The organism is Anoxynatronum sibiricum, assembly GCF_039414295.1.
Classification (GTDB): Bacteria; Bacillota; Clostridia; order Peptostreptococcales; family Tindalliaceae; genus Anoxynatronum; species Anoxynatronum sibiricum.
On record NZ_JBCITM010000001.1, the window covers coordinates 64,475 to 89,506 of the forward strand.

General features: G+C 49.1%; 19 protein-coding genes and 1 pseudogene. 12 read left to right on the forward strand and 8 right to left on the reverse strand.

Annotated features, from left to right (window positions below; genetic code table 11):
* The first annotated feature begins 113 nt into the window (after positions 1-113).
* Positions 114-866 carry a DeoR/GlpR family DNA-binding transcription regulator gene (locus AAIG11_RS00290; RefSeq protein WP_343184282.1) on the forward strand — a complete coding sequence of 251 codons (753 nt, stop codon included), beginning with the start codon at positions 114-116 and terminating at the stop codon, positions 864-866.
* 48 nt (positions 867-914) lie between these two features.
* Positions 915-1,931, forward strand: coding sequence for a type I glyceraldehyde-3-phosphate dehydrogenase (gap, locus tag AAIG11_RS00295; protein ID WP_343184283.1), 1,017 nt, complete (start codon positions 915-917; stop codon positions 1,929-1,931).
* Positions 1,932-2,098: 167 nt separating this feature from the next.
* On the opposite strand, the gene AAIG11_RS00300 is transcribed toward gap, so the two are convergent.
* From AAIG11_RS00300 to AAIG11_RS00310, 3 genes and pseudogenes are all read right to left on the reverse strand, one after another.
* Positions 2,099-3,031 (reverse strand): alpha/beta hydrolase, encoded by a 933-nt coding sequence (locus tag AAIG11_RS00300; RefSeq protein ID WP_343184284.1) that lies wholly within the window; start codon positions 3,029-3,031, stop codon positions 2,099-2,101.
* A 77-nt stretch (positions 3,032-3,108) separates the two neighbouring features.
* Positions 3,109-3,720, reverse strand: coding sequence for a TetR/AcrR family transcriptional regulator (locus tag AAIG11_RS00305; protein WP_343184285.1), 612 nt, complete (start codon positions 3,718-3,720; stop codon positions 3,109-3,111).
* Between the two features lie 167 nt (positions 3,721-3,887).
* Positions 3,888-4,445 (reverse strand): annotated as a pseudogene (locus AAIG11_RS00310) (DsbA family oxidoreductase); the annotation flags it as partial.
* A 438-nt stretch (positions 4,446-4,883) separates the two neighbouring features.
* Here AAIG11_RS00310 and AAIG11_RS00315 point away from each other — a divergent pair.
* A complete protein-coding gene (locus AAIG11_RS00315) occupies positions 4,884-5,450 on the forward strand; it encodes a nitroreductase family protein (RefSeq protein ID WP_343184286.1) in 567 nt (188 codons plus the stop codon).
* Between the two features lie 292 nt (positions 5,451-5,742).
* Entirely contained in the window at positions 5,743-7,857 is a 2,115-nt protein-coding gene (locus tag AAIG11_RS00320) for a PAS domain-containing hybrid sensor histidine kinase/response regulator (RefSeq protein ID WP_343184287.1), read from the forward strand.
* A 140-nt stretch (positions 7,858-7,997) separates the two neighbouring features.
* On the opposite strand, the gene AAIG11_RS00325 is transcribed toward AAIG11_RS00320, so the two are convergent.
* Positions 7,998-9,986 carry a methyl-accepting chemotaxis protein gene (locus AAIG11_RS00325; protein WP_343184288.1) on the reverse strand — a complete coding sequence of 663 codons (1,989 nt, stop codon included), beginning with the start codon at positions 9,984-9,986 and terminating at the stop codon, positions 7,998-8,000.
* Positions 9,987-10,520: 534 nt separating this feature from the next.
* Positions 10,521-11,072 carry a phosphoribosyltransferase family protein gene (locus AAIG11_RS00330; RefSeq protein WP_343184289.1) on the reverse strand — a complete coding sequence of 184 codons (552 nt, stop codon included), beginning with the start codon at positions 11,070-11,072 and terminating at the stop codon, positions 10,521-10,523.
* Positions 11,073-11,496: 424 nt separating this feature from the next.
* On the opposite strand from AAIG11_RS00330, the gene AAIG11_RS00335 reads away from it, so the two are divergent.
* Positions 11,497-14,100, forward strand: coding sequence for a U32 family peptidase (locus AAIG11_RS00335; RefSeq protein WP_343184290.1), 2,604 nt, complete (start codon positions 11,497-11,499; stop codon positions 14,098-14,100).
* Positions 14,101-14,127: 27 nt separating this feature from the next.
* On the opposite strand, the gene AAIG11_RS00340 is transcribed toward AAIG11_RS00335, so the two are convergent.
* Together AAIG11_RS00340 and AAIG11_RS00345 are read right to left on the reverse strand one after the other, a co-directional pair.
* Complete coding sequence (locus AAIG11_RS00340) at positions 14,128-14,625, reverse strand: nucleoside recognition domain-containing protein (RefSeq protein ID WP_343184291.1); 498 nt, start codon at positions 14,623-14,625, stop codon at positions 14,128-14,130.
* Positions 14,622-15,053, reverse strand: a complete 432-nt coding sequence (locus AAIG11_RS00345; protein ID WP_343184292.1) for a nucleoside recognition domain-containing protein — start codon at positions 15,051-15,053, stop codon at positions 14,622-14,624. The genes AAIG11_RS00340 and AAIG11_RS00345 overlap by 4 nt, the downstream gene beginning before the upstream one ends.
* A gap of 247 nt (positions 15,054-15,300) precedes the next feature.
* On the opposite strand from AAIG11_RS00345, the gene AAIG11_RS00350 reads away from it, so the two are divergent.
* From AAIG11_RS00350 to AAIG11_RS00375, 6 genes are all read left to right on the forward strand, one after another.
* Positions 15,301-16,794, forward strand: a complete 1,494-nt coding sequence (locus AAIG11_RS00350) for an SPFH domain-containing protein (protein ID WP_343184293.1) — start codon at positions 15,301-15,303, stop codon at positions 16,792-16,794.
* Positions 16,795-16,836: 42 nt separating this feature from the next.
* Complete coding sequence (locus AAIG11_RS00355; protein WP_343184294.1) at positions 16,837-17,871, forward strand: TFIIB-type zinc ribbon-containing protein; 1,035 nt, start codon at positions 16,837-16,839, stop codon at positions 17,869-17,871.
* 76 nt (positions 17,872-17,947) lie between these two features.
* Positions 17,948-18,769 carry a TPM domain-containing protein gene (locus AAIG11_RS00360; protein ID WP_343184295.1) on the forward strand — a complete coding sequence of 274 codons (822 nt, stop codon included), beginning with the start codon at positions 17,948-17,950 and terminating at the stop codon, positions 18,767-18,769.
* Positions 18,770-18,886: 117 nt separating this feature from the next.
* A complete protein-coding gene (locus AAIG11_RS00365; protein ID WP_343184296.1) occupies positions 18,887-19,834 on the forward strand; it encodes an AAA family ATPase in 948 nt (315 codons plus the stop codon).
* Positions 19,824-21,044 (forward strand): DUF58 domain-containing protein, encoded by a 1,221-nt coding sequence (locus tag AAIG11_RS00370; protein WP_343184297.1) that lies wholly within the window; start codon positions 19,824-19,826, stop codon positions 21,042-21,044. The genes AAIG11_RS00365 and AAIG11_RS00370 overlap by 11 nt, the downstream gene beginning before the upstream one ends.
* The gene (locus tag AAIG11_RS00375) at positions 21,022-23,289 is read left to right on the forward strand and encodes a DUF4129 domain-containing transglutaminase family protein (protein ID WP_343184298.1); all 2,268 of its coding nucleotides are present in this window, start codon (positions 21,022-21,024) and stop codon (positions 23,287-23,289) included. Before AAIG11_RS00370 ends, AAIG11_RS00375 begins: the two co-directional genes overlap by 23 nt.
* On the opposite strand, the gene AAIG11_RS00380 is transcribed toward AAIG11_RS00375, so the two are convergent.
* Entirely contained in the window at positions 23,286-24,449 is a 1,164-nt protein-coding gene (locus tag AAIG11_RS00380) for an aminotransferase class I/II-fold pyridoxal phosphate-dependent enzyme (protein ID WP_343184299.1), read from the reverse strand. The genes AAIG11_RS00375 and AAIG11_RS00380 overlap by 4 nt on opposite strands.
* A gap of 199 nt (positions 24,450-24,648) precedes the next feature.
* Between AAIG11_RS00380 and AAIG11_RS00385 the strand changes: the two genes are divergently transcribed.
* Positions 24,649-24,936, forward strand: coding sequence for a putative quinol monooxygenase (locus tag AAIG11_RS00385; RefSeq protein WP_343184300.1), 288 nt, complete (start codon positions 24,649-24,651; stop codon positions 24,934-24,936).
* Positions 24,937-25,032 lie beyond the last annotated feature (96 nt).

Here is a 25,032-nt window from a genome sequence, read left to right on the forward strand (position 1 = left end):
TGGAGGACTTTAACAGATCGCTCGAATGATTTTGGCAGAAAATGAGTGCATTTGATTGAAAATGATTGACTTTGCTCATCTGTATGGTATGATATTTTTGAGGGAGGTGAATCATGCTGCAACAGGAACGCTACGAAAAAATTCTTTTTCAAGTGCAGTCAAAGGGTGCCGTTAAGGTGACCAGACTTGCAAAAGAGCTTACCATCAGTGAATCAACTATTCGAAGAGATATCATCGAACTGGACCATATGGGAAAGCTGAAAAAAGTTTTTGGCGGAGCGGTCTCTTGTGACACATACCTAACCTCGAAAGAAACAGATGTGAAAACAAGGGCTGTGTTCAGTGTCATAGAAAAAGACTCCATCGCAAAACATGCTGCAAGTCTCATCGAAGCCAATGATTTTGTGTTTATTGATGCCGGCACCACGACAGCAAAGCTGATTGATTTTCTACCTGACAAAGCTGCTACCTATGTCACTAATGGGTTGAGCCACGCACTGGCTTTAACACGCAGCGGGCACCGGGTATACCTGTTGGGCGGCAAAGTGAATGCAAGTACTGAAGCTGTTACCGGAACAGAAGCTCTTGCGGCGCTGACCAAGTATAATTTCACCAAGTGCTTTCTGGGGACCAATGCCGTTGATTTGGAACATGGTTTTACCACTCCAAATCTGGACGAAGCCACAGTGAAAACACACGCAGCAAAGAGATCATCCATTGTATACGTATTGGCAGACAGCAGAAAGTTTGAGACGGTAGCGCCTGTCACTTTTCTGGATATTGAAAGTGCCTGGATCATTACAGACAAACTGGGAAATGAAGAGTATAAGTGCCGTACCGAAGTCATCGAAACAGAATCTGAGTGAATGTAAATGAATGATCACTGATGAAAGCAGATGAAGGAGGAAGAGACGATGAAAATGAAAGTTGCGATTAATGGATTTGGACGTATTGGACGCTTGACATTTCGGCAGATTTTTGGGAATGAGGACATTGAAGTGGTGGCCATCAATGACTTGAGTCAGCCAGATATGCTGGCATACCTGCTGAAGTATGACAGCGTTCAGAAGGCCTATGCGGGTCATACCGTGGAGAACACAGATCATTCCATCATTGTGGACGGCACAGAGATTGAAATATTCAAAGAGCCGGATCCATCCAAGCTTCCATGGAAAAAACTGGATGTGGATATGGTGCTGGAATGTACCGGGTTTTTCTGTACAAAAGCAAAGTCTCAGGCACATATCGATGCTGGGGCTAAAAGGGTGTTGATTTCTGCACCTGCAGGCAACGATCTTCCCACCATTGTTTATGGTGTCAACCATGACATTCTGACCAAAGATGACACCATTGTTTCGGCTGCTTCCTGCACCACCAACTGCCTGGCGCCCGTAGCAAAGGCACTGAATGATTATCGGGAACTGCGAACTGGGTTCATGACCACCATTCATGCTTACACGGGTGATCAAATGCTGTTGGATGGCCCACACAAGAAAAACGACTTTCGCCGTGCACGGGCGGGAGCGATGAACATCGTTCCCAACAGCACCGGGGCTGCCAAAGCTATTGGATTGGTAATTCCTGAGCTGGACGGCAAATTGATGGGGAACGCACAACGTGTTCCGGTGGCATCCGGCTCCTGCACGATCTTAAATGCAGTGCTAAAAGACGAATCTGAAACAGTTACCAAGGAAGGTCTTCATGAAGCCATGAAAGCGGCCTCAAATGAAACCTTTGGTTACACAGAAGAAAAACTGGTTTCCAGTGATATTATTGGTATGGATTATGGTTCACTCTTCGACGCCACACAGACACTGGTGGCCAGAAGTGGAACCGGTGTGTTCCAGGTACAGGTGGTCGCCTGGTATGATAACGAAATGAGTTACGTGGCTCAGCTGGTGCGTACGTTGAAGTACATGGGAAGCCTGTAGTAGCAGTTCAGGCACAAAAGAAAAATTAGGTTGCACGATCTTTCATACACCCTGTTAGGGGATGAAATGATTGTGACAAAAAGCTGATAATCAGTCTCTGCCGTGGGTGGAGACTGATTTTGTTATACAACGATAAATGGTGCCTGGATGGATCGCGCAACGATCTTTCAATGAAATAAGGTGCCGGTATTGATAAACGCACATATTTCGTTGAAAGCCTCTGTTGCTTCAGGAAAAAGGGGGGCGATGGCAGGATAGCAGTGGAACATTCCCTCGCCAATCCTCAAAGTGACATTAACGCCTGCTTCCCTGGCCTTATGGCCAAAGCGAATGGCATCATCCCGCAAGGTTTCATCTTCTCCGGCATAAATCAACAGAGGCGGAAGTCCTTCCAAATTTCCAAAGAGAGGCGAGATATAGGGAAGGGCAGGGTCTGTCCCTCCGGCGTAGTGGCGGGAGAGAGCAGGGGCCATTCCTTCGGGCGATAGACATATGTTGAGATTTGTTTCGTGGGATTTGCCGCTACAGGTGAAATCGGTAATGGGAGAATAGGCAACCGCGCTGGAGGGAAGTGGAATGCCCTGGTCACGGATGGCCAGCAGAGCTGCCAGACATAGCCCGCCGCCTGCAGAATCACCCACAAAAACAATGTCAGAGGGGGCGGTTCCCTGCTGGAGCAGCCATTGATAAGCAGCCAGCGAATCCTTCAATGCAGCCGGGTAGGGGTTTTCTGGAGCCAGTCGATATTCAAATAACAGAGCGCCAGTGCCGCTGCTTTTGACAAATTTGGCGGTGAGGGCCCGGTGAGACTGACAGGTGCCTGTGACATAGCCACCCCCGTGAAAGTATAAAATCACTTTGTCGGAAGCCGCCTGGGATGGCTCAATCCATTCAGCGTAGAGATCACCGATTTGAACAGGCTTCACCTGTAGGTCTTGGGGCATTTTGCCAAACTTGCCTGCTCCAGCTTCAACCTCTTCCCGAAATTGAAGGATGGAGTCATAACGGGTCCAGTCAATGCGAGCTTTCTTAAATGGATATCGGAACAGGTATCGGTGTTGCAACAAGGTTTTAATGAGGCGTCCTCGGACACTGGGCATGTTATTTCTCCTTCGCATGGAAATTTCCGGTACTGTGGGTGGTTCCTGAACCGTGTTAAGCGCCAACGTGTGTGCATTTAAAGATGATTTGACTGAAACATGCCAACAAGGATTTCCACATTGGGAGCCAGATATTTAGTGCCATGAACAGCCTTGTAAATGGCTAATCCGTTGATGGAAGTCCAAAAAATCAAGGCAAGCTGATCGGCATCATATTGCTTAATGGTGCCTTCTTGCTGCCCTGCTGCCATGATGCGGGAAATGGACTCGTAGGGAAAAGTATTTTCTCGGAGGATGATGGCTTTAGCTTCATCGGGAATCGCATCAGAAGCCGTTGCCTGTGCGATGAGTAAATGATAACGGGCAGCGTCTTCATCCTGATCCAGCAGTTTCAGGAGTTCGGTGAGGGCAAAGGTGATCTTCTCCAATGGAGGCATTGGTTGTTCCTCCAGCCATCGGCAGGCTTGGCTTAATCTGTCAAAAGCTCTGCTGATGAGTTCCACAAAGATGGCTTCCTTGGAAGAAAAATAGTGATACATCAGTCCCTGGGAGATAGCAGAAGCATCGGCGATATCAGTGATTTTAGTGGCAGCCAAGCCTCTTTTAGCGAAAAGCATCAATGCCTGTGACAGAATTTGCTCTCTTCGTTCATCTCGGATTTGTTGGTTTTGAGATTTGTTACGGGGCAAAAGAGCACCTCCTGATTATTGGTTGAAATTTCATTCAATAGAAGTATATGTCGATGATGTGATCTTGTCAAGGGTCAATTTGGCTGAGGATAAACCTGAGTTGTTTCCGGTCATGGGAAAAGCACCCTGTCATACTTGGGGTGCTTTTGTTGATGAACAGATATTGTTCAGTTATCACTGGCCTTCATGGCTTTTTCTATGGCATTTCGCAGCGCCTGATCCTGGTCGGACCCGACGATTTTATGTTCATTGGCTACCACAAAGGTGGGCACTGCACTCACTGACCATTGCGTTGCCAGCTGTTGTGCCGGTAACAGCAGGTCATTCCCCGCCCGCTGAAGGTAGGTTTCCAGCTGTTGCCGGTCTAAACCTGCATTTTCCCCAATGCGAAGCAGAACTTCCTGCTGGCCGATATTGAGACCTTCTTCAAAATAAGCGTGACTGACAGCAGTTCGGAAAGCTTCTCCGCATTGTTGGTGGGTGGCGTAGAGTTCAGCCAGCAAGGCCATACGAGAATTGGCCATTCGCTCAAGACCATGATAAGTCAGGTTCCAGCGGGCTCCCCGTGACTTCAGTTCTTCCAGCCTCATGTTGAAATCTTCGGCACCAAAACGATCAGTTAAAAGAATTCCTTCCTCAGGTGTTGCTGGATGCAGTTCAAAAGGTACCCAGGTTACATCCAGGGGATAGTGTTGTTCCATTTCGTTGACAAGACCCTTGCCAAGATAACAGTAGGGTCAGATAAAATCATAAAAAACTGTCAGCTTTACCATTCATTTCACCTTCTCTTTCTGTTTGTGGTGGAGGTATCATCTGCAGGGGTTATGAAGCTCTACTCACCCAGTTGCACTGATCGGAATGACAATGATGATGTGATTGTTATTATACCCATTCAAGTGGGACTGGTAATCACGACGCCATAAGTAACGGCGAAACATATTGAAACGGTGATGGAAAGCAAGGCTTCGGATCATTGCTCTGAACCAGCAGTTACTCGCCATGAATGCCTGTGATCTGTGGTGAAATTGAAATAATGCCTGTAGGCTCATTTTTTGATTGTCATTGGGTATGAATGGTATAAATGATTTGAATGCTTCACCAAGAGTAAGGGTGCAAGAAGATGAAATGGAAAAAGATAAGAACGCCAATGGGGAGGTAAAAAAATGACAACCAGAACCTTTGATCATGAAATACTTGATGAAGTGAAGAAACGTTGGTCACCAAGAGCCTTCGACCCAAACCGTCCCGTCTCAGAAGCAGATCTGATGGGAGTTATGGAGTCGGCGCGATATGCGCCATCATGCTTCAACGAGCAACCCTGGCATTTTTTGGTGACCATAAAGGGAGAAGCTGATTACGAAAAAATGTTGGAAGTGCTGGCAGAGACCAACCGGGAATGGGCCTCCAAGGCACCCGTTTTGATGTTGATTCTGTCCCGCAAGCTTTTTTCCCGCAATGACAAGGAGAATCGCTGGCATCTTTTTGATGCCGGCACATCCTGGGGCTATCTCAGCCTGGAGGCGCAGCGTAGAGGTCTCCACACCCACGCCATGGGAGGGTTCAGTGTATCCCGCGCCCGGGAAATCTTTGAAATAGGCGAAGATACGTCGGTGATCGCAGCGGTGGCCATGGGGTATTACGGCAGAAAAGAAGACTTGAATCCCGAACTGCAGAAAAAAGAGAATCCGGCAACTCGCAAGCCCATCAACGAGATTTTAATGGGACGATAATACGATCAAAGAATAGAAATACAACCTATTGACGGCGGAGGGAAAACACCCTCCGTCTTTTTATGAAGGATGAATGTCACTATTTACCAAACATACATCTGTTGAGATTTCTGAAGATTTACGCAGTTTATTTTTGGATATAATACCATTATAGAATCGTTTAATTCGCAATCTGACAGTACGAGGATAAGGCTGAGTATCTTTAATACAAAGCTGCACTGGGTGAGGTTCAGCGCACCATGACACTTCTCCAGAAATAAATGGGCAAGTCATAAGTTGGAAGGTGAGGCAGATGAGAAAAGAGAATCGGGCGCAACCAATGACTGAGTTTAACAGTATCTGGAAAGAGTTGAGTCGAATGACCACAGAGCAGGCATTGGCAGAGAATCTCGAAGCACTTCAAAAGGTGATGACCAGTCAGTTAAAGGAGATGACCCAGGCTGTGGCTGTCGTATTCTCCCTGTATGATCATCATCGTGAAGTCATGACAATTCAGCACATCGAAGCATCCAGTGCATTTCTTCAAAAGGTGGTCCAAATCCTTGGTAAAAGAGTGCTGCATTTGGAAACACGTGTCTCAAAGGCAGAGGTGGCAAGTAAAAGAAACCAATTGGTGATCTTGTTTTCGAGTCTGACAGAAGCAACCATGGGTCATATTCCGCCGGCGGTTTCTAAAACCTTTCACTTGATGACGGGTATTGATCGGTTTATCCTCATACAGCATTATTTGCTCGACAGGTTGTATGGTTCTTCAGTCATTGCATTGACAGGGGAACAACCGAATCCAAAGTGGGAAGTTCTTGATTTTTACGCTTCATTCGCTGCAGCCTCGTTACGTCGCATTGAAGCAGAAGAAGTTCTGAAAGCTGAACGGGCACGCCTGAGCATGGTGATTGAAGGAACCCAGGCAGGCATCTGGGAATGGAATGTGCAAACCGGTGAAAATCGGGTGGACCAGCGCTGGGCCGAAATCATCGGCTATGAGGTGAAAGAAATCGCACCGCAGATCGAAGCATGGAAACAACTGATTCACTGGGAAGATCACCCGGTTGTTGAGAAAACACTGGAAGGAGTTTTCAATCACCATCAAGAATACTACCGAGTCGATTTTCGGATGAAACACAAAAAAGGTCATTATGTATGGGTCCAAAGCAAAGGCAAGGTGAACGCCTGGAGTGATGATGGCAAACCCCTTCGTCTCAGCGGAACACACGTGGATATCACCCCGCGGAAAACAGCTGAAAAAACGGCGGTGGCTGCCAATGAAGCCAAAAGCCGATTTCTGACCCATATCAGCCATGAAATTCGAACACCCCTAAACGGCATCATGGGATTTGCAAAATTATTGCATCAAACTGCATCAGATGGTGACCATCGTGAATATGCAGATTTGATCCTTCAAGCATCAGAAATGTTGCTGGTAATTGTGGAAGATATTTTGGATTTGTCAAAAATCGAGTCAGGGAACATCACACTGAGAAAGCAGGCATTTAATCTGAAAGAGATCGTTGAAGCAGGCACAGCACCAGTGAAAGTTCAGGCTGATGCCAAAAACATTGAACTTTCAGTGAGTATGTCATCCCGGCTGCCAGTCGGTGTGGTGGGTGATGCGGTGAGAGTACAACAGATTATCATGAACCTGACAGCTAATGCGGTGAAGTTTACAAGAAAAGGATCGGTGCGACTGACTGTCAACAGAGAAGACGAAACAAAAGTGTCTGAATCGGGAAAGGCTGTTATCAGTTTTATTGTTGAAGATACAGGCATAGGCATGACGCAGGAAACGCTTAATGAAGTGTTCAAACCCTTTTACCAGGCAGACAATGGTGTTGTTCACCAGCATGGAGGAACAGGCCTGGGCCTGTCAATAACAAAAGAGCTGGTGGCATTGATGGAGGGAACGATTGAAGCGGAAAGCAAATCAGATATTGGAACAACTATGACAGTTAAGATTCCATTTTCTTTGGCTGAATCTATATCTAATCAAATCAATACTGATGAGGATCACATTCATATCGAAGAAGAAAATGGTATTAAGGAAGAAAGGCTGCCGCATATTTTAGTGGTGGAAGACCAGGAAACAAACCGAAAAATGCTGGAATTGATGTTGAAGAAAAGAGGATATTCTTTTGAAATGGCAAATGACGGCAATGAGGCTGTGGCCATGTTTCGTGAAGCAGACTATTCCCTTATTTTAATGGATGTTCAAATGCCAGGAATGAACGGACTGGAGGCGACACGTCAGATTCGATCTCTTAGGAACAAAAAATCACCTAAAATTGTGGCCGTGACGGCTCACGTTACAGAAGAAGATCGACGACAATGCATGGACGCGGGCATGGATGCATTTCTTGAAAAACCCATTGATTTTCACCAGCTTATAGCTGCCATTGATACCCATTTATGAGTGGAGACTGGAACAGTTTTGACGGAGTTAGCGAACACAAAATCTTATGTGAGCAATACGATTTATGATGATATATGCTTTGAACTGACTAAAGCCGGGATCAGCAGTTTGCTGATCCCGGCTTTAGTAGTTGCTGACGATTAGTATTTAAACTTGCTGATGCTCTCCTGCATTTCTACGGCCAGTTGGGCCAGCATCTCACTGGAGTTGGCAATTTCTGCCATGGAGGCAGTCTGTTCTTCCACAGAAGCAGAAGCTTCTTCTGTACCGGCAGCATTTTCATCGGCAATGGTTGCCAGTGAACGCACGATTTCTTCCAGCTCTGCTTTTTTCTGGTTCATTTGACTCACGGCTTTTGTCGAAGTTTCCACAATGGCTTTGACGGTTTCCACCTGTTCGGCAATGCCTTCGAATTTTTCTTCTGTCACATCGGCACTTTCCACCTGTTCCTGAATAATACCGGTGACGCCCTGCATGACATCCACAGCGCCGCGGGAGTTTTCCTGCAGCTTTTCCAGCATGGCGTTAATTTCATGAACAGACGCGGTGGACTGCTCAGCCAGCTTCCGAATTTCTTCGGCAACCACAGAAAATCCTCTGCCGGCTTCTCCGGCTCTTGCAGCTTCGATGGCAGCGTTGAGGGCCAGCAGGTTTGTTTGCTCGGCAATACTTTGAATGAGACGACTGGCTTCGCCAATTTTTTCCGCACTTTGGTTGGTTTCACGAGTGCTGTTAAAGATGGTCTGAATGGCTTCGTGGCTGTCCTTGGTTTTCACATTCAGCGCCTTAATCATCTCGGCGCCATCGTTTTTCAGCAAAGTAAGCTTTTCAAGGGCCGCATTAATATCGCCCATCGACTGTAAGGCAGCTTCTATGAGATCACTGATTTCACTGGTCTTCGAAACACCGGCCTCGGTGTTCTGCGCTTGTTCGCCGGCACTTTTTGCAATGGATTCAATGGTACGGGCCACTTCATCAGCTGCGGTACTGGACTGTTGGCTGGTGGCGGTCAGCTCCTCAGAAGAAGCAGCCACCTGTTGCGATGTAAAAGTGATTTGTTTGACAAATTCCCGCAGATTTTCTGCCACCACCTGAAATGTTTGCGCCAGGGTGCCAATTTCATCCTGGCGATGAAGATAGTTTTCGGGTATATCATCGGTAATGTCCAGTGCGGCAATGCGATTGGCAAACTCCACTGAACGAACCAGCGGTTTGGCAATGGAACTGCCGATGATATACACGACAACAATGCCGATGAGAAGCATCACAATACCAGTGAGGATAATGCTGTTTCGAAAGGCGGGTAAAGAGCCCAGTACTTCTTGTTGAAAGGCGGTGTTGACAATGGTCCACTCGGTACCGGCCACCGGGGTGTAGGCGGCGTAGAGGTCATTGCCCCTAAAGTTGTAGGTACTGATGCCGGTGCCCTCGGCCATGATACGATGCACTAGCTGAGCAGCAGATTCAAAGGTGGGATCCTCCTTTGCCATCTCAATGGCGCTCATTTGATCCATGACCAATTGCCTGTCCCTATGGGCCACAATAACGCCTTCGCTGTTGATCATATAGGTGTAGCCCTGTTCGCCAAAACCCATGTCCTGAACCAGTTCACTTAAGGATTCGCCACTGCCCCTTGAAACCAGCGCGCCGACAATTCTTCCCTGGCGCTTAATAGGAACAGCATACAGAAGAGAAAGCTCGTCGGTGGATCGGGCCACAGTAAGGTCTGACATGGCAGATTCGCCATTGAAGGCCCGCTGTACATAATCCCGGTCGCCCAGATTGATCACTAACCCATCATAGGTGTAGGTGGTGCCGTCAGGATGAACAACAGCATAAGAGAGTACATCCAGCTCCTGCACCAACTGCTCCAAAATGGGCTGCTGGAGTTCAAAATCCATGGAGGCAATGTCAGGAATGGCGGCCACTGACTCTGCCTGCTGCAGCATTGCAACGATACGACTTTCAATTAAGCGGGAACCCTCTTGAGCCAGGCCTTCCAGGGTTTTCTCAGCTTCACCAACAATGGTGGTGGTGGCGGTATGCAGGGCAATAAACCCAAAAGAAGCGGAAATAAGTATCATGATTAACGAAAAGAAAATAATCAGCTTTGTTTTAATGCTTTTCATACAATAACCTCCAATTGACGATTTTCTGGGACAGTTGAATGATAAACAAATTGCTTAATGCTACAACCATGCTTTCAACAAAGAAGACCTCCTTTCAAACGATATGAAAAATGGGATGTATAGCAAGCTGAGTTTATAAGAGCTGGCAACAAGATATGAAAACGTATGTGATGGCTTGTTGCAAACAGGTAACCGAAGTGTTTCCATTTTTGCACAGCAAAATCGATTTCATGGTTGAGGGTGTAAATGATAAATATGCTAGAATAATTGGAAAGCAATAATATTAGCAAACCAGGGTCATTGAACTTATTTGGTGAAAATGAAAGCATAAGAATGCCGGTTGTATAACCGGCCATTAACTGTCTGAGGTAATTCAGTGGGATAAACGGCGAAATCACAATGAGAGTTGATGATTAGCAAGAAGAGAACCGTTTGGTCAAATGGAGTCAATGATGATATGACATCAGCACCGCTATAGGTGCAAAGCTGCTTTGCTAATAAAAAAAGGGATGAATCACAAAGCTATTTAGCACCTCATTCAGTGCATTCAACAGGAAAAAAGGGCAGTTCTTCAAGAAAAAGAATATCGTCCCGGTCAGCGGCAAAGCCTTCAGCCAGAATAGCTGCACGAGCCACCACCTGGGCACCGGCTTCTGTAGCCAGTCGTTCCAGGGCATTTAATGATTCGCCTGTGGAAATCACATCATCAATCAGGGCCACCCGTTTGCCCTTAATGAGTGACGCATCAGACCCATTCAGGTAGAGATGTTGTTTTTGCTGGGTGGTAATGGAAACCACTTCAGTCATGATAGCTTCTTCCATATAGGGTTTCAGGCTTTTACGGGCCACCACATAATAAGGGTGATGCAACAGTCGGCAGAGTTCATGCACCAGAGGAATTCCCTTGGCCTCGGCAGTCATGAGATAGTCCACCGGCGGCAGCTTTTCCAGAATCATGGGAGCAGCAGCAGCCACCAGCTCCTGGTCACCCAGTATGACAAAACTGGCCAGGGCGATTTCATCAGATACCTGAACAATGGGCAGTCGGCGTTTCAGACCGGCAATTTCAATTTCAAAGTGTTTCATGGGAGTCCTCCTGACAAAAGCATGAGCTCTTATCAGTTTGTCATGTTGCAAATGAATTGTCAATAAAAAAGACGTTTTAAAACAATAATTTGATAGAGTTCGATATGAGCAGACCCTCAAATGTGATGGATTTTGAGTTTGTCAAGGGATATCACTTCATTTTGTTTGTGTGAAGCTGATGATTCGCAACGGTTAGTTGAGAAATGACAGCAGACACTGAAGTGATCATGTTGTCTTTGTAATTTTATCAACAGACAAAGGACGTTGGGTGACAGTGTCATGCGGTCAGGTTATAATATAACCTGAAAGCAAACATGATGCGGGTTATTCAGAAATCATGCTCAGATAATAGAAATAAGCGGCAAAGGATTCCTTTGCAAGCTGGCAACGCTGAAGGTTAATGTGTTTGAAAGGGAGAATAAACATGATGGAATCCAGAACAGAACATGAGAAAAAACTGAAGAGGGTATCGGAGCAACCAACTTCAGAAGAATCGGACGCAGATTTTATGAAAAAGAGCATGAACGAATCTCTAAGAAAAAGTGACCTAAAACATTCAAAAGCCTATGAGATTTTAGCGCCTGCTGGTACAAGAGAAGCCCTGGAAGCGGCGGTTCAAAATGGGGCCAATGCCGTCTATCTGGCCGGCAAATCTTTTGGAGCTCGAAAATTTGCCGGCAATTTTTCGCATGAAGAACTTCAGGCAGCCATTACATACTGCCACGCCAGGGATGTTTCGATGTATGTGACGGTGAATACCCTGGTGTTGAATCATGAATGGGGCTTGCTGAGGGAATATCTTGACTTTCTTTACCAGTCAGATGTGGATGCAGTGATCCTTCAGGACCTGGGTGTGGTGGACTATGTGAGAAACACCTACCCGGACCTGCCCATCCATTGCTCCACGCAAATGTCTGTTCAGACAGTGGCCGACATTCAGTTTTTGGAGTCATTGGGTGTCAGACGGGTGGTTTTGGGACGTGAAATGACTCTGGCGGATATTCGCAGGGCAAGGGCAGAAACCGGCGTGGAATTAGAGGTTTTCATTCACGGAGCCCTGTGTATTTCTGTTTCCGGCCAGTGCCTCATGAGCAGTCTTATCGGCGGCCGCAGCGGTAACCGGGGCAGCTGTGCCCAGCCCTGCCGCCAGCCATACACTCTCATTAACCGGCAATCCGGCGATAAGATGCCGTCATCTCAGGGAGACTATCTTTTAAGTCCCAAAGATCTCTATACGTTGGATCATATCCAGCAGGTGGTGGCGGCGGGCGCTCACTCCCTGAAAATCGAAGGACGGATGAAGCGGCCGGAATACGTGGCGGCAGCTGTGAGGGCATACCGAACTCTGTTGGAGGAAGCGGCTTCAACGTCAAATGACCTTTCGAAGACAATTCCAGCACTGGCAAAAACCCTTACTGTCTTTCAGCGGGGCTTCAGCGGCGGTCATCTCATGGGGGTGACGGGAACAGCTCTCATGAGTATGGCCCATCCGGGAAATCAGGGGTACCCAGTGGGAAAAGTGACATCCTATGATGCCACTCTTGGGAAAGTCACCCTTCAACTTTCAGATGATCTGCATCATCACGATGAAATTCAGATCAGACGCCGGAGCGAGTCCGTCGGTGGTCGGGTGGAACGTATGGAGCTGAAAGGTAAAGTGGTGAAAACTTGTCATGGAGATCAGACCTGTCAGGTGAATTTCAAGCACAAATGCCGTCGGGGAGAAATGGTTTTTAAAACCTATGACATGCAGCTGATGCAAACGCTTCAGGAAACCTACCATAAAGAACAACTGACCATTCCTGTTTCTCTGGAAGCGACCATTCGCCTGGGACAGCCCCTTACCGGTTCTCTCTCCGATGGGAGGCATCAAGTGACAACCAGCGTGGTAGTGGCTCCCCAAAAAGCCCTTAAGCGTGCCGTGACAGAGGCTGATGTCAAGCAGCAGTTGAGTAAAATGGGGGGCACACCTTATCAGGCTGTCAGTGTGAAAGTGGAACTGGAGGAAAATCTGTCGGTGCCTATGAAAGCGCTGAATGAGCTGCGGCGGAGTCTGGTGGAGCAGTTAAACCACCACCGGATGAACCGGTATCCTCAGCGAAGGTTTCATTTGCTGCAGCCTGCTGTCAGATCCGCAGGGGAAACCGCTCCAACGTCTTTACGCCATGTTGATTTTTCTGGAGTTTCTTCCATTGGTGGCATGCCATTGCCTGCTCTCACTTTTTCCACCGGCAGACTTGATCAGCTGGAAGCTTTGATGAGCCTTCAGGCAGATATCATTTACTACAAAGACCCGGAAACCTTACCGCAGGCGGTGGCACTGGCAAAGGAGACTTCCTTTCCGGGGCAGCTGATCCCAGAGATCTTTCGCCTGACACCGGATGAAGATCTTGAAAAATATTTAAATACTATTTCGGATTTACAGCTGGAAACGGTGCTGATCCAGAGTTTGGGACAGCTGATCCCCTTTGGTGATTTTCAATGGGTGGGCGATTTTAATCTTAATATACTCAATGACCACACCTACGCATTTTTGAGGCATGGCGGCTTCCAGCGGCTGAGCCTGTCCCCTGAGCTGAACCTTTCTCAGATCAAGGCCATGAAGATGATGCCTGAAAATACTGAAATGCTGGTTTACGGCGGGGTGCCAGTCATGGCCATGAAACATTGTGTCATGGCGGCGGTGATGGATAAACCCCTACACTGCGACATGTGCCGCCAGGCTGATTACGCCCTGATGGACCGTAAAAATGAAGTTTTTCCCATTGTCAGACGTCTTCATTGCCAGACAGAAATCATGAACTCCAAAAAGTTGCTGTTGTTGGAAGATCTGCCAACACTGGCGGAAGCGGGTGTGGGATTTTTTAGACTGAACTTTATGAAAGAAACACCGGAACAGGTGAAAGCGCTGGTGAATCTCCATCGCCGGGGTTTGAAGGGAGAAATGCTCCGCGCTGACAGAACATTGCTGCAGCAACTGAAATTAGAAGGGGTTACCAGAGGCCATCTTCACCGGGGTATTGAATAAGAATAACAGATAAAAGAAAACAGCCGGCTAGCTCACCGGCTGTTTCATATTTTCACGTTGAATTTGCATGGTATCATCGTGGGTCAGGTGCGTGAGTCGCTTTGACAACAGGAAGGTGGCTACGATGGCTGTCAGCAGACGGGCCGAGAGCAGGATCCACCCATTGGCCCCCACAGCCACGAAGATAAGGGTGTCTTCCACCACGGCATGGCAGCTGGCAAGAAAAGCAGAAAGCAGAATCAGGTCTTTTTTCGACAGGTTGCCCTCCTTGGCACTCTGTACGATGACCCCTGCCCCAAAGGAAAGGCCGAAGGCCAGGCCCACCATCAGCGGGAAGCCGGATTCCCTGGACATACCCAGAAAATTGGTGGCTGGCTTCATGAAACGGCTCAGGTAATCCAGCAGCCGGTAGTCTTTCGCCACCTGAATCACAATCATTAGAGGCATGACCACTTTGGCGATGTTCCAGACAGATGCCAGACTGCCAAAAAAGGCTTCCTGAAAAACAGCTGATATGTCCATCATACCAGGCCCCCTCTCATGAGTGTGCCGTACACCAGGCCTGCCAGCATCATTAGACTGAGGCGCAGGGCCACCACTTTCAGGCCGCTCACCTGGAGTTGTTTCACCACGGCGGTTTCCACAAAAAGAGCATGGGAGAAAGAAAGCATCAGGGCGATGACCAGAATCTCCGAAGAAGTCAGAGAGATGGCCTGAATCGCACCAATGGCCGCATAGAGATTTAACAGGTTGCCCATCACCAGAATAATGGCGGCTTCACCGGGCAGGTTAAAAAGGCGCATCAACGGCTCAGCAAGGCGGGCAATCCAATCGATGGCAGGGGTATGGCTCAGAAAAGTGACAAAAAAATAGACGGGAACAATGATCTTTCCCAGCAAAAAAGTGGTTTCAAGGCCCTTGCGGGTACCTTGTTTAATGGATTGAATCAGCACTGCCAGTCCTCCTCCAACATTGTGTTGCAGATGCAACAACGCATATGTCATTATCTTACTCTGATTCAATGAAAAAGGCAAGGGGTTGTAAGGAACGGAGTCTCAGTCAAAATCATCCTGGGAAGTGTTCTTGAGCGTGTGGCACCATACATTGCGTGGTATAATAGAAGCAGTTAGCCGATGTCAGTCGCGGCAATGGACGCCGTCAAAACCGCTGACACAGGTAGAAATGGGAGGGTGAAGCATCATGGGAATCATTAAAGCAATAGCCGGTGCCGCAGGCGGCGGCCTGGCAGACCAGTGGCTGGAGACGGTGGAACCGGATACCATTAATAACTCGGTGTTGGCCAGTTATGGGGTGCTGGTTCGAAAAAATGACAAGCGCAGTGTCAACAAGAAGCGCACAGAGGATGTCATCTCCAACGGGTCCATCATTCATGTGCCTGAAAATGTGTACATGTTGCTGGTGAGCGGCGGTAAAATCATCGCTGGAACCGATGACCCGGGTTATTACCGGGTAGACAAGTCTGAAGCACCCTCGATTTTTTTTCGTTCAGAAGAAGGAGCTGAAACCCAGGCCATCAGCAATACCGGCACGGGAAGCATTCAACGTCCCGGAGGGTTGAAGCATTCCCTGAAAGATTCCTGGGAACGTCTGAAATTCGGCGGGACCACCCCTTTGAAGCAACAGGTGGTTTATGTCAACAAGCAGGAATTTCCCAACATTCGTTTTGGAACGAGAACTCCCGTGTCCTATACCGACCGGGTGCTGGTGCCGGGAAGAGTGGTCCCCTGCAAGGTGACCTCTTTTGGCACCTATTCCATCAGGGTGATGGATCCGCTGCTGTTTTACGCCGAAGTCTGTCAGAAAACAGACAAGAGCAATCTTTCCTCCGGTGATATGGCAGAGCAGTATATCAATGAGTTCCTCATGGCCTATACAACAGCATTGGCCAGTTTGTCAGCTGATCAGGTGCTGGTATCCGACATTCCCATGAAAACCATGGAGCTGGGCATGTACATGGCCAAGGTGCTGGATGAATCATGGCTTTCCCAGCGGGGATTTATCATTCAAAGCGTGGGGATTGCCGGTATTTCCTTCGACGATGCCACCAATCAATTGCTGGAACGTTACGCCAGCGATTCCATCCTGTTGGATCCCAATGCCCGTGCAGCCCGCATGACTGCTGGTCTGGCCACTGGCTTGGAAGCTGCCGGTTCCAATGAGGGCGGTGCCATGATGGGCTTTGCCGGCATGGCCATGGGAATGAATGCCGCCGGAGGGATGGGAATGATGCCGGGACAGCAGGCACCTGCCACACCACACCAGTCACCCCAGCCCACACCAGCGTCAACGCCGGGTACAGCGACTTCCTCAAACTGGATCTGTCAGTGCGGCACTCAGATGCCTGAAGAAGCCCGGTTCTGCTCCAAATGCGGCAATCAGAAGCCGGTGCCTCAGGCTGCCGGTGCCGGCAGCTGGGTATGTGCCTGCGGTCATCAAAATGCAGGTGGTCATTTTTGTTCCTCCTGCGGGAAAAAGAAACCGGAAGCGGATACCTGGCAATGCAGCTGCGGTCATACCAATACCGGTCTTTTCTGTAGCCAGTGCGGAACCAAGCGCCCTGATGACAAGGCAGCTTCAGCTGCCTGCACCAATTGCGGCTGGAAGGCGGAACCAGGGGCATCGACGCCCGCTTTTTGTCCTGAATGCGGCACGGCCTTTCCAAAGCAGCCTTAGGCCACGTTAACATGACAATATGAAGAAGGGGGAGGTATGCCCATGAGCGGTATAAAAGCCTTTCGGTGCCTGAATTGCGGAGCGGGTCTGGAATTTCATCCGCCTTCGCAGAAATGGAAATGCCATTATTGTTTCAGTGAGTTTGAAAAACAGCAGTTGGATGAAGCAGGTCAGGAGGCAGAAGTGGTTCCTGAAAATGAAGCCACCGAGCTGGATTCGTATCACTGCCAGAACTGCGGAGCCGAGCTGGTGACAGATGCCACCCTGGCGGCCACCCACTGTCTGTATTGCCAGAGCCCCACCATTATCAAAACCCGGTTTGCCGGAGAATTCAAGCCCGAGAGTCTGATTCCCTTTTACCTGACAAAAGAGCAGGCAGAAGGGATCTACCGGGAATGGATCTCCAAGAAAAGATTTGCTCCCGATGAATTTAAAACCGCTGATGAAATCAAAAAAATCACCGGCGTTTACGCCCCTTTCTGGTTATTTGACTGCCAGGTGGCCGGTCGCATTGATGGCGAGGGTACCCGCACTAACAGCTATGTGATGGGGGATTATAGGGTGACCAATACCAAGTATTACCAGGTGGTACGGGAAGGTGACTACCGGTATGAACGTGTGCCGGTGGATGCTTCCATGAAACTGGACGATGAGTTGATGCAGGCAGTGGAACCCTTTGATTACAGTGCTCTCACCGACTTTTCCCTGCAGTACATGTCGGGCTTTACTGCAGAAAAATATGATAAACCGGTGGAGGATGCAGAAAAAATCATGGCTCAGCGGGTGGAAAGCCAGACAGAAAGCCAGCTGCGCCGGGAAGCAGGAACCTACTCCAGCTTTCGAATCCGGGACAAGGCCTTTACCATGAAAGAAAAAGCCCATGCCTATTCCATGCTGCCGGTGTATGTACTGATTCACCAGTACGGTGGGAAAGAATACCTCTTTATGATCAATGGTCAGACAGGAAAAATATGCGGTGAAGCCCCCGTCAGTAACGCCAAACGCATGACCTTTGCCGGCATCGTGTTTGCCGCTGTCTGGTTGTTGGGTGTGTTGGGAGGTGCTCTCATTGTTTAAAGCTGTTAAAGGTGATAAAAAGATTTCCTGCCGGAAAAGATCAGGTGCAGATAGAGTATATAAGCGGATTCCATTCATGCAGACGTTTCTAACCATCACCCTGCTGTGGCTCCTCATTGGCAGCAGCTGGGCGGCAGGCCTGGCCTCCTCCCATGTGGTGGACGAGTATGATGTATTGTCCCAGTCGGATATTGATGCGCTTCAGCAACAGATTGACAGCCTGGCAGCTGACCATGGGCTGGATGTGGTGATTGTGATCACCGATCAGGTGGCTGGAAAATCATCCCGGGACTTTGCCGACGATTACTATGACAACAACGGGTATGGCATTGGCCCAGAGGCATCGGGTCTGTTGATGCTGGTGAACATGGCAGAGCGGGAGGTGTGGATTTCCACCACGGGGGAAGCCATCGACATCTTTACCGATCAGCGGATTGACACGATCAACGATTCAGTGGTGGAGCACCTGGCCGACGGAGCGTTCCACGCTGCAGCCCAGACATTTTTGAATCAGGTGGATGTGTATGCCCGTCAGGGTGTTCCTGCCGGTCAATACCGGGAACCGGAAACGCCGCCGGAACCAGTTAGTTTTTGGGGGAAATTGCTGCAAATGGCACTCTACTGGCCAATCTTTGTGGCGGCCCTCATTGTATCCGCCGTATCCACCATTGCCATTTCTGCCGGACACCGCGTGATGCCCAAAACCAGTGCATCAGCTTACCAGCCTCCCAGTGGCTTTACCATCACCAGTGTTCAGGACCGCTTTCTCAGAGAAACCACCAATCGGGTGAAAATTGCCTCCAGCAGCTCCAGTGGCGGTTCTTCAACTGGCGGGCGCAGCACCACCCACAGCAGCAGCAGCGGCAGAACCCATGGGGGTGGGGGTAAGAAGTTCTAAGCAGTGTTCCATCAACCCTCTGCAGATGATTGATGATTCTTATCAACAACGGGAGGGTTTTTGATTGATCGAGTAGCAGCCCATCAGGGCGGCGAATAACATGGGTGGGGTGACATCATGTCCAACAAAGAACGAGGGAACATCATTCTGGAAAACATGGAAAAAGTGATCATCGGTAAAACACCTGTACTGGAAAAGGTGCTGGTGTGTTTGCTGGCCCGGGGACATGTACTGATTGAAGATGTGCCGGGGGTTGGAAAAACCACCATGGTGAAGGCGCTGGCCAGAAGCCTGAATCTTTCCTTCGGCCGCATTCAGTTTACACCGGACCTGATGCCCGCTGATCTGCTGGGCATGACTATCTATAACCAGCAAGACAACAGTTTCTCTTTTCGGAAAGGGCCCATTTTTCATCAGATCATTCTGGCGGATGAGATTAACCGCACTTCTCCCAAGACCCAGTCCAGTCTGCTTCAGGCCATGGAGGAAGGGGAGGTATCCATTGACAGCCACACCTATCCTCTCAAAAAGCCGTTTATGGTGCTGGCCACGCAAAATCCCGTTGAATATCAGGGTACGTTTCCATTGCCGGAAGCCCAGTTAGACCGGTTTCTCATGCGTGTTTCATTGGGGTATCCCGATGCAGAGCATGAAATGGCCATCGTGCGGCACCCCCGTCATGATGCCATGAGTCACCTGACATCAGTGGCTGAAGAGGCTGATTTGCTGGCAATGCAGGCAGGAGTGGAACGGGTGTATGCGGCGCCGGAAGTGATTCAGTACATTGTCAGCCTGGTGAATGCCAGCCGCAACCATCCGGACATCTATCTGGGGGCAAGTCCCCGGGCATCCATAGACCTGCTGAAAAGTGGAAAGGCTCTTGCTTATCTCCGTGGGAGAGAGTACGTGATTCCCGATGACATTAAAGAAAATCTTGCCAGTGTGCTGTGTCACCGTCTGATGCTTTCGGCGGAAGCACGAATTGAAGGTAAGGGGGTTGAAACGGTGGTGTTGGAGCTGTTGAAAAAAATCTACACACCGGCGGTGGACTTTCATGAAGCGTAAGCTTTACCTGCTGTTGGGGGTGCCGGTCACCTTACTGGCACTGCTGGTGGGTGGACGTTTGCCTTTTTTTGTGTGGTATGCCTACCTGTTGGTGTGGTTACTGCCCATGGCCCATGGCCTTCTTGGGAAGCTTTTTCTGAGAGGTGCCATACTGGTACCTGAGGCAGAGCTGGTGGCGGGGGAAGTTGTCTCGGTAGCCTACCGGGTGGAGAACCCACTGCCCATCGCTTTTCCCGGCATTGAGCTGGAGAATGAGGTGGGGTATCGGCTCACTGGCATAAAAGAGCCCCGCCGGGTTTTTTCCCTGAATGGAAAAGAGCAGCTGGTAGGACAGTCAGAGCTGGTATGCCGGAGACGAGGGCTGTATGAGCTGGGTCACATCAGGTTGTTGATTCATGACATCTTTCAGATGAACACTTTTGAAAAAACCATCACCAGTCCACTATCGCTGAAAGTTTACCCCCGGGTGGTTCCCATCAGCAGTTTTCCCATTGTGGCCAGCCAGCAAATGGGCAATCTAAAGGTAAAAGACCCGCTATTTCAGGACTATACCCAGATTTCCCGGTTGCGCCAGTACCGGGAAGGGGATCCCATTAAACAGATTCACTGGAAGGTGTCGGCCGGCAAAAAAAACCTCGTGGTCAAGGAGTATGAAGAGCGGGGAGATACAGAAGTGTTACTGCTGTTGGACAGTAGCCAGGAGCATTATGCCCATGATCCTGAAGGCTGGGTCGAAGACCAGCTGGTGGAGGCCGCCGCCTCAGTGATTGACTATTGCCTCAGGGGAAATATCAAAGTCACGCTCCAGTATGCAAGCCGGGGACGACAGGTCAGGTACACGGGAAACTCACCCATTTATCTGAAGCACTTTCTGGATGGACTGGCACTGTTTCACCCCGCCGAATCGGTTTCTTTTGAAAAACAGGCGGCCTCATGGACAGAACAGATTCCTCCGGGAACTGCGCTGCTGCTTTTGACGCCACGCCTGACCAAAGGACTGGCGGCCAGGGGAATTGCAGACCGTCTGAAAAACAGGTATCCCCTGTTTTTGGTTTTTGGTGATGGCGATAACAACCCTGCCGGCTGGGAGGAAAACCGGGAAATTGTTAAGAAACTCACGCTGGAAGGTCTTTCATGCTACCTGTTTGACAAAAAGCAAAATGTGAGAGATGTGCTGGAGGGAACCTATGCAAGAAGAGACGCGACGTGAAGCTAAAGTATCGGCACTGGTACTGTACCTGCTAATGGTCTTTACCCTGGCAAATACCCTGGGAACGGCCCTTCTCATTGAAATTGGGTGGTTTTCTCGCATAATGATAACCAGCCTGCTGGCGATGGGTAGTCTGGCATTACTGTTGTGGCCTTTGGCTCGCTACTTGCTGGCGGGCTTATTGGTAGTGGGAATGATCTTCTTCAATTATTTTTTCAGGGCCTTGCGAGTTCAGGCTTATGAAGCGCTGGGTCATTTCATGTTTAATCTGTTGGATCATTTTCGGGGTCGAGAGATTATACTGCCGGAGAACGCTCCCTATCTGTGGGGATTGGTGGTGCTGTTACTGGCTGTTCTGACCGGCTGCTTTGTTTTCAAGGGAAAAACCACCTGGCCGTTGCTGGTGATTTACGGCATTCCATTGACGGTCTATTGGTATCAACACATTGACGTGGCTTATCCCATGCTGGTGTTGTTTGTCATGCTCTACTTGATGTTGGCAGGGCTCAGACATTTTGACAGAGCCGAAAAAAGATGGATGGTAGAGAAAGCCCAGATGCGGGAAGATCTTTACCAGCCGTGGAAGCGAACAGTGCTGACTTACGGGCTGGTCATCGTCTTGTTGGCAGCTCTGTTGCCCAAAGCGGGAGCACCCCTGAAGTGGTCTTGGATGGAGGCCCAGATCAACAGGCGGCTGCCTATGCTGACAGATCTGCGGGGAGATTTGGTACACAGCCGCAGCTTTGGACGTGGGAACTATTTTGATTTCAGCGTCACCGGATTCCAATCGTCAGAAGGTCTTCTGGGTGGCCCGGTTCGGCCAGGTGACCAGGCGGTGATGATGGTGACATCACCGGCCGCTTACTATCTCCGGGGAAACGTGAAGACCCGCTATGAAGATAATCGGTGGCGCTTCGATACGGTTGAAGCTATCATTTCCGAGACAGGCACTTTGCTTCCTCACGAAGTGACGGGGGGAGAGATCATCACCCTGGAGATTACCAACATCTATTTTTCATCCATGACAATTTTCACACCCTATCAACCCCTGGTGGTGAACAGTGAACGTTACAGAACTCTGCGGGTGGATACCAACTATCAGCTTTCCTTTCCTGATGCGGTGTTTAAGGATGAGACATACAGTCTGCAGGTGATGATTCCGGGCCAGACCTCCACTGGTGTCAACCACCTTTCGCCGGTATATCTGCAGCTGCCGGAGACCCTGCCGAAACGGGTGAAGACCCTGACCACTGACATTACATCAGGAGTTTCTGATGCACGGAGCAAAGCACTGGCACTGCAGGAGTATCTGCGCACCCAGTACACCTATTCTCTGGAAGTGCCCCATACACCAGCAGGCCGGGATTTTGTGGACACCTTTCTTTTCGACCTTCAAGAGGGTTACTGCACCCATTTTGCCTCAGCACTGGCAGTGATGTTGCGATTTGAAGGAATTCCCGCCAGGTATGTGGAAGGGTATGTGATGCCACAGAACAATGATGAAGATGTTTATGTTATTCGCCAACATCATGCCCATGCCTGGGTGGAAGCCTATTTTGAACCCGAAGGCTGGGTGACGCTGGAAGCAACACCGGCCTATGAACCGCCGGTAACGGCGGGAGAGCAGGAAATGACAGTGTCTGGTGACCTGTTTGATGCTGGTGATTTCGACGAGTTTCTGATGCTGGTGGAACGAATGGAACAGTCGCAATCGGGCAACGGAGACGAAGCGTCGGAAAGGATCTTGATGGACAGGGAAAAGCCAGAGAACGAGAGACTTTGGTATGCCCAAGGAATCCCCCTGAAAATGCTGTTGTTGATGGGTGCTGCTTTAGTGGTCACGGCGCTGAGGATGGGGCAGCAGGTCATGAATCACCGCCGTCGTCGCAGTTATTTGAACTCAAAAGAAGCCAATGAGCGGGTCATCGGCTTCTATCGGCAATTGCTACAGTTATTGAAAACCCTGGGTTATCCCCTTGAAACGGGAGAAACACCCTATGAGTATGCCCGGCGAATCAGCAGACAGTTATATGACATGGACAAAGTATTTGAGTCCATCACCCATCAGTATGTGCTGGCCCAGTATAGCCAGACTTCTGTGAACAGGGATGATATTTCATCCGTCGAAGCATATCTCAGGTACATCGACCGGCGGATTCGTTACCGGGTTGGGATTCTCCGATATGTGTACCTAAAATACCTGCGTGCGGATTATTATGGACGGGATCATCGAAAAGAGGACTAACTCTCAGGCAGTTGTATCTTTTCAATGCGGTCAAAGGCTTCCTCCAGTTTTTCCTGACTCACAGTGCAGGCAATGCGCAGGTAGCCTTCTCCACTGTTTCCAAAGGAGTTGCCGGGAATGGTGAGAACCTTGGCCTGATGTAAGATCATTTTGCTGACTTCCTGGGAAGATAATCCTGTCTTTTTAATATTGACAAAAAGGTAGAAAGTTCCCTGGGGTTCCAAAACGCTCATCCATGGAATCTGCTGAATACGGCGGGCTGCGTAGCTCACCCGCTCCCGATAAAGTTCATGGGATTGGGCCAGCAGGGTATGACGATTGCGCAGGGCATAGAGGGCTGCCCGCTGGGAAACAGAAGAAGGCGTAAACACCACATTCTCATTGATCTGCTGACAAATGCGAATGATTTCCCGGGGGGCAATCATGTGGCCCACCCGCCAGCCGGTCATCTGATAGTCCTTGGAGAAGGTGTTCACCACCACCAGCCGATCCCGGATATCATCGATGGTGATAAGTGATTGAAAATCACCATTGAAAACAAAGGCTTGGTAAACCTCATCGGCGATGATCAGCAGATCCCGCTTGATGGCAATATCACCAATGAGCTGCAGGGTTTCTTCACTGAACACGGCGCCGGTGGGGTTCGTGGGCGAATTGACAATAATGGCCCGGGTGCGGTCTGTAATGGCTGCCTCCAGACGCTTCAGATCAACCTGAAAGTTTTCTTCCTCATAGGTGGGCAGCTCAACAGGAATGCCTCCGGCCAGTTCCACCTGCTGATAGTAAGGCGTAAAATAGGGTGCAGGAAGAATCACTTCATCCCCCGGGTCCAGGGTGGCCTCCAGGGCAAGGTATACTGCCAGACAGGCGCTGGCCGTCACCATGATCTCCGGGTCGTCCACCAGGGTTTTGAAATCATCCCGGTAAAAGTTTCGAATTTCCTGGCGAAGCTCCGGGTCTCCCCGAAAATCAGTGTAGTGGGTGTGGCCCTGCAATGCTTCCTGAAGGGCAAACTGAATCACCCCTTCGTCAGTGGTTTGGTCCGGGTCGCCCAAGCTGAGGTTGATCACATTGGAGTAGAGCTTCACCAGATCGTCCACTTCGCCCATGGGGGTGGTTTGATCTTTCCAGTACTTTTTGGCGATGAATTTGTGTTTCATCAAATCCCTCCCTTTTCATTTATCCTGTTAAAGTGTATGTTTATCATCTAATTCAGTTCTACCCAAATATTAAGACAATAGACTCGAAATAGAAGGATTAATTTAGCAGGTGGGTCAGCAGCACATGGGAAAAGAAGTGTATGATCCCATTGACCATCCGTGATAGAATGAAAACAACCTTTAAAAGGAGATGAACAGAATGATCACCATCGTTGCCAAGAGTACTGTTAAAAAAGGACAGGAAGAAGCTTTCATTGCCATGACAAAAGACTTGATTGAAGCCAGTCAGCAGGAAGTGGGGTGTCTTTCCTACGGTTTGTATCGTGATCTAAACGATCCTCAGGTGTTTACCTTTATCGAAGAATGGCAGGATCAGGCAGCCATTGACCGTCATAATGCATCAGAGCATTTCGTTCGCATTGTGCCCCAGTTGGCAGCTTTTCGGGAAGGTCCCTCAGAAGTTCGTTTATATCAAAGACTGTCATAATGTGAAAGGGTTATCATAAAAGATGATGGAGGGAAATCAGTGGAAAGTAAGAGCTGGATCGGGTGTAGTATATTGTCAGTGATATTGGTCGTTTTG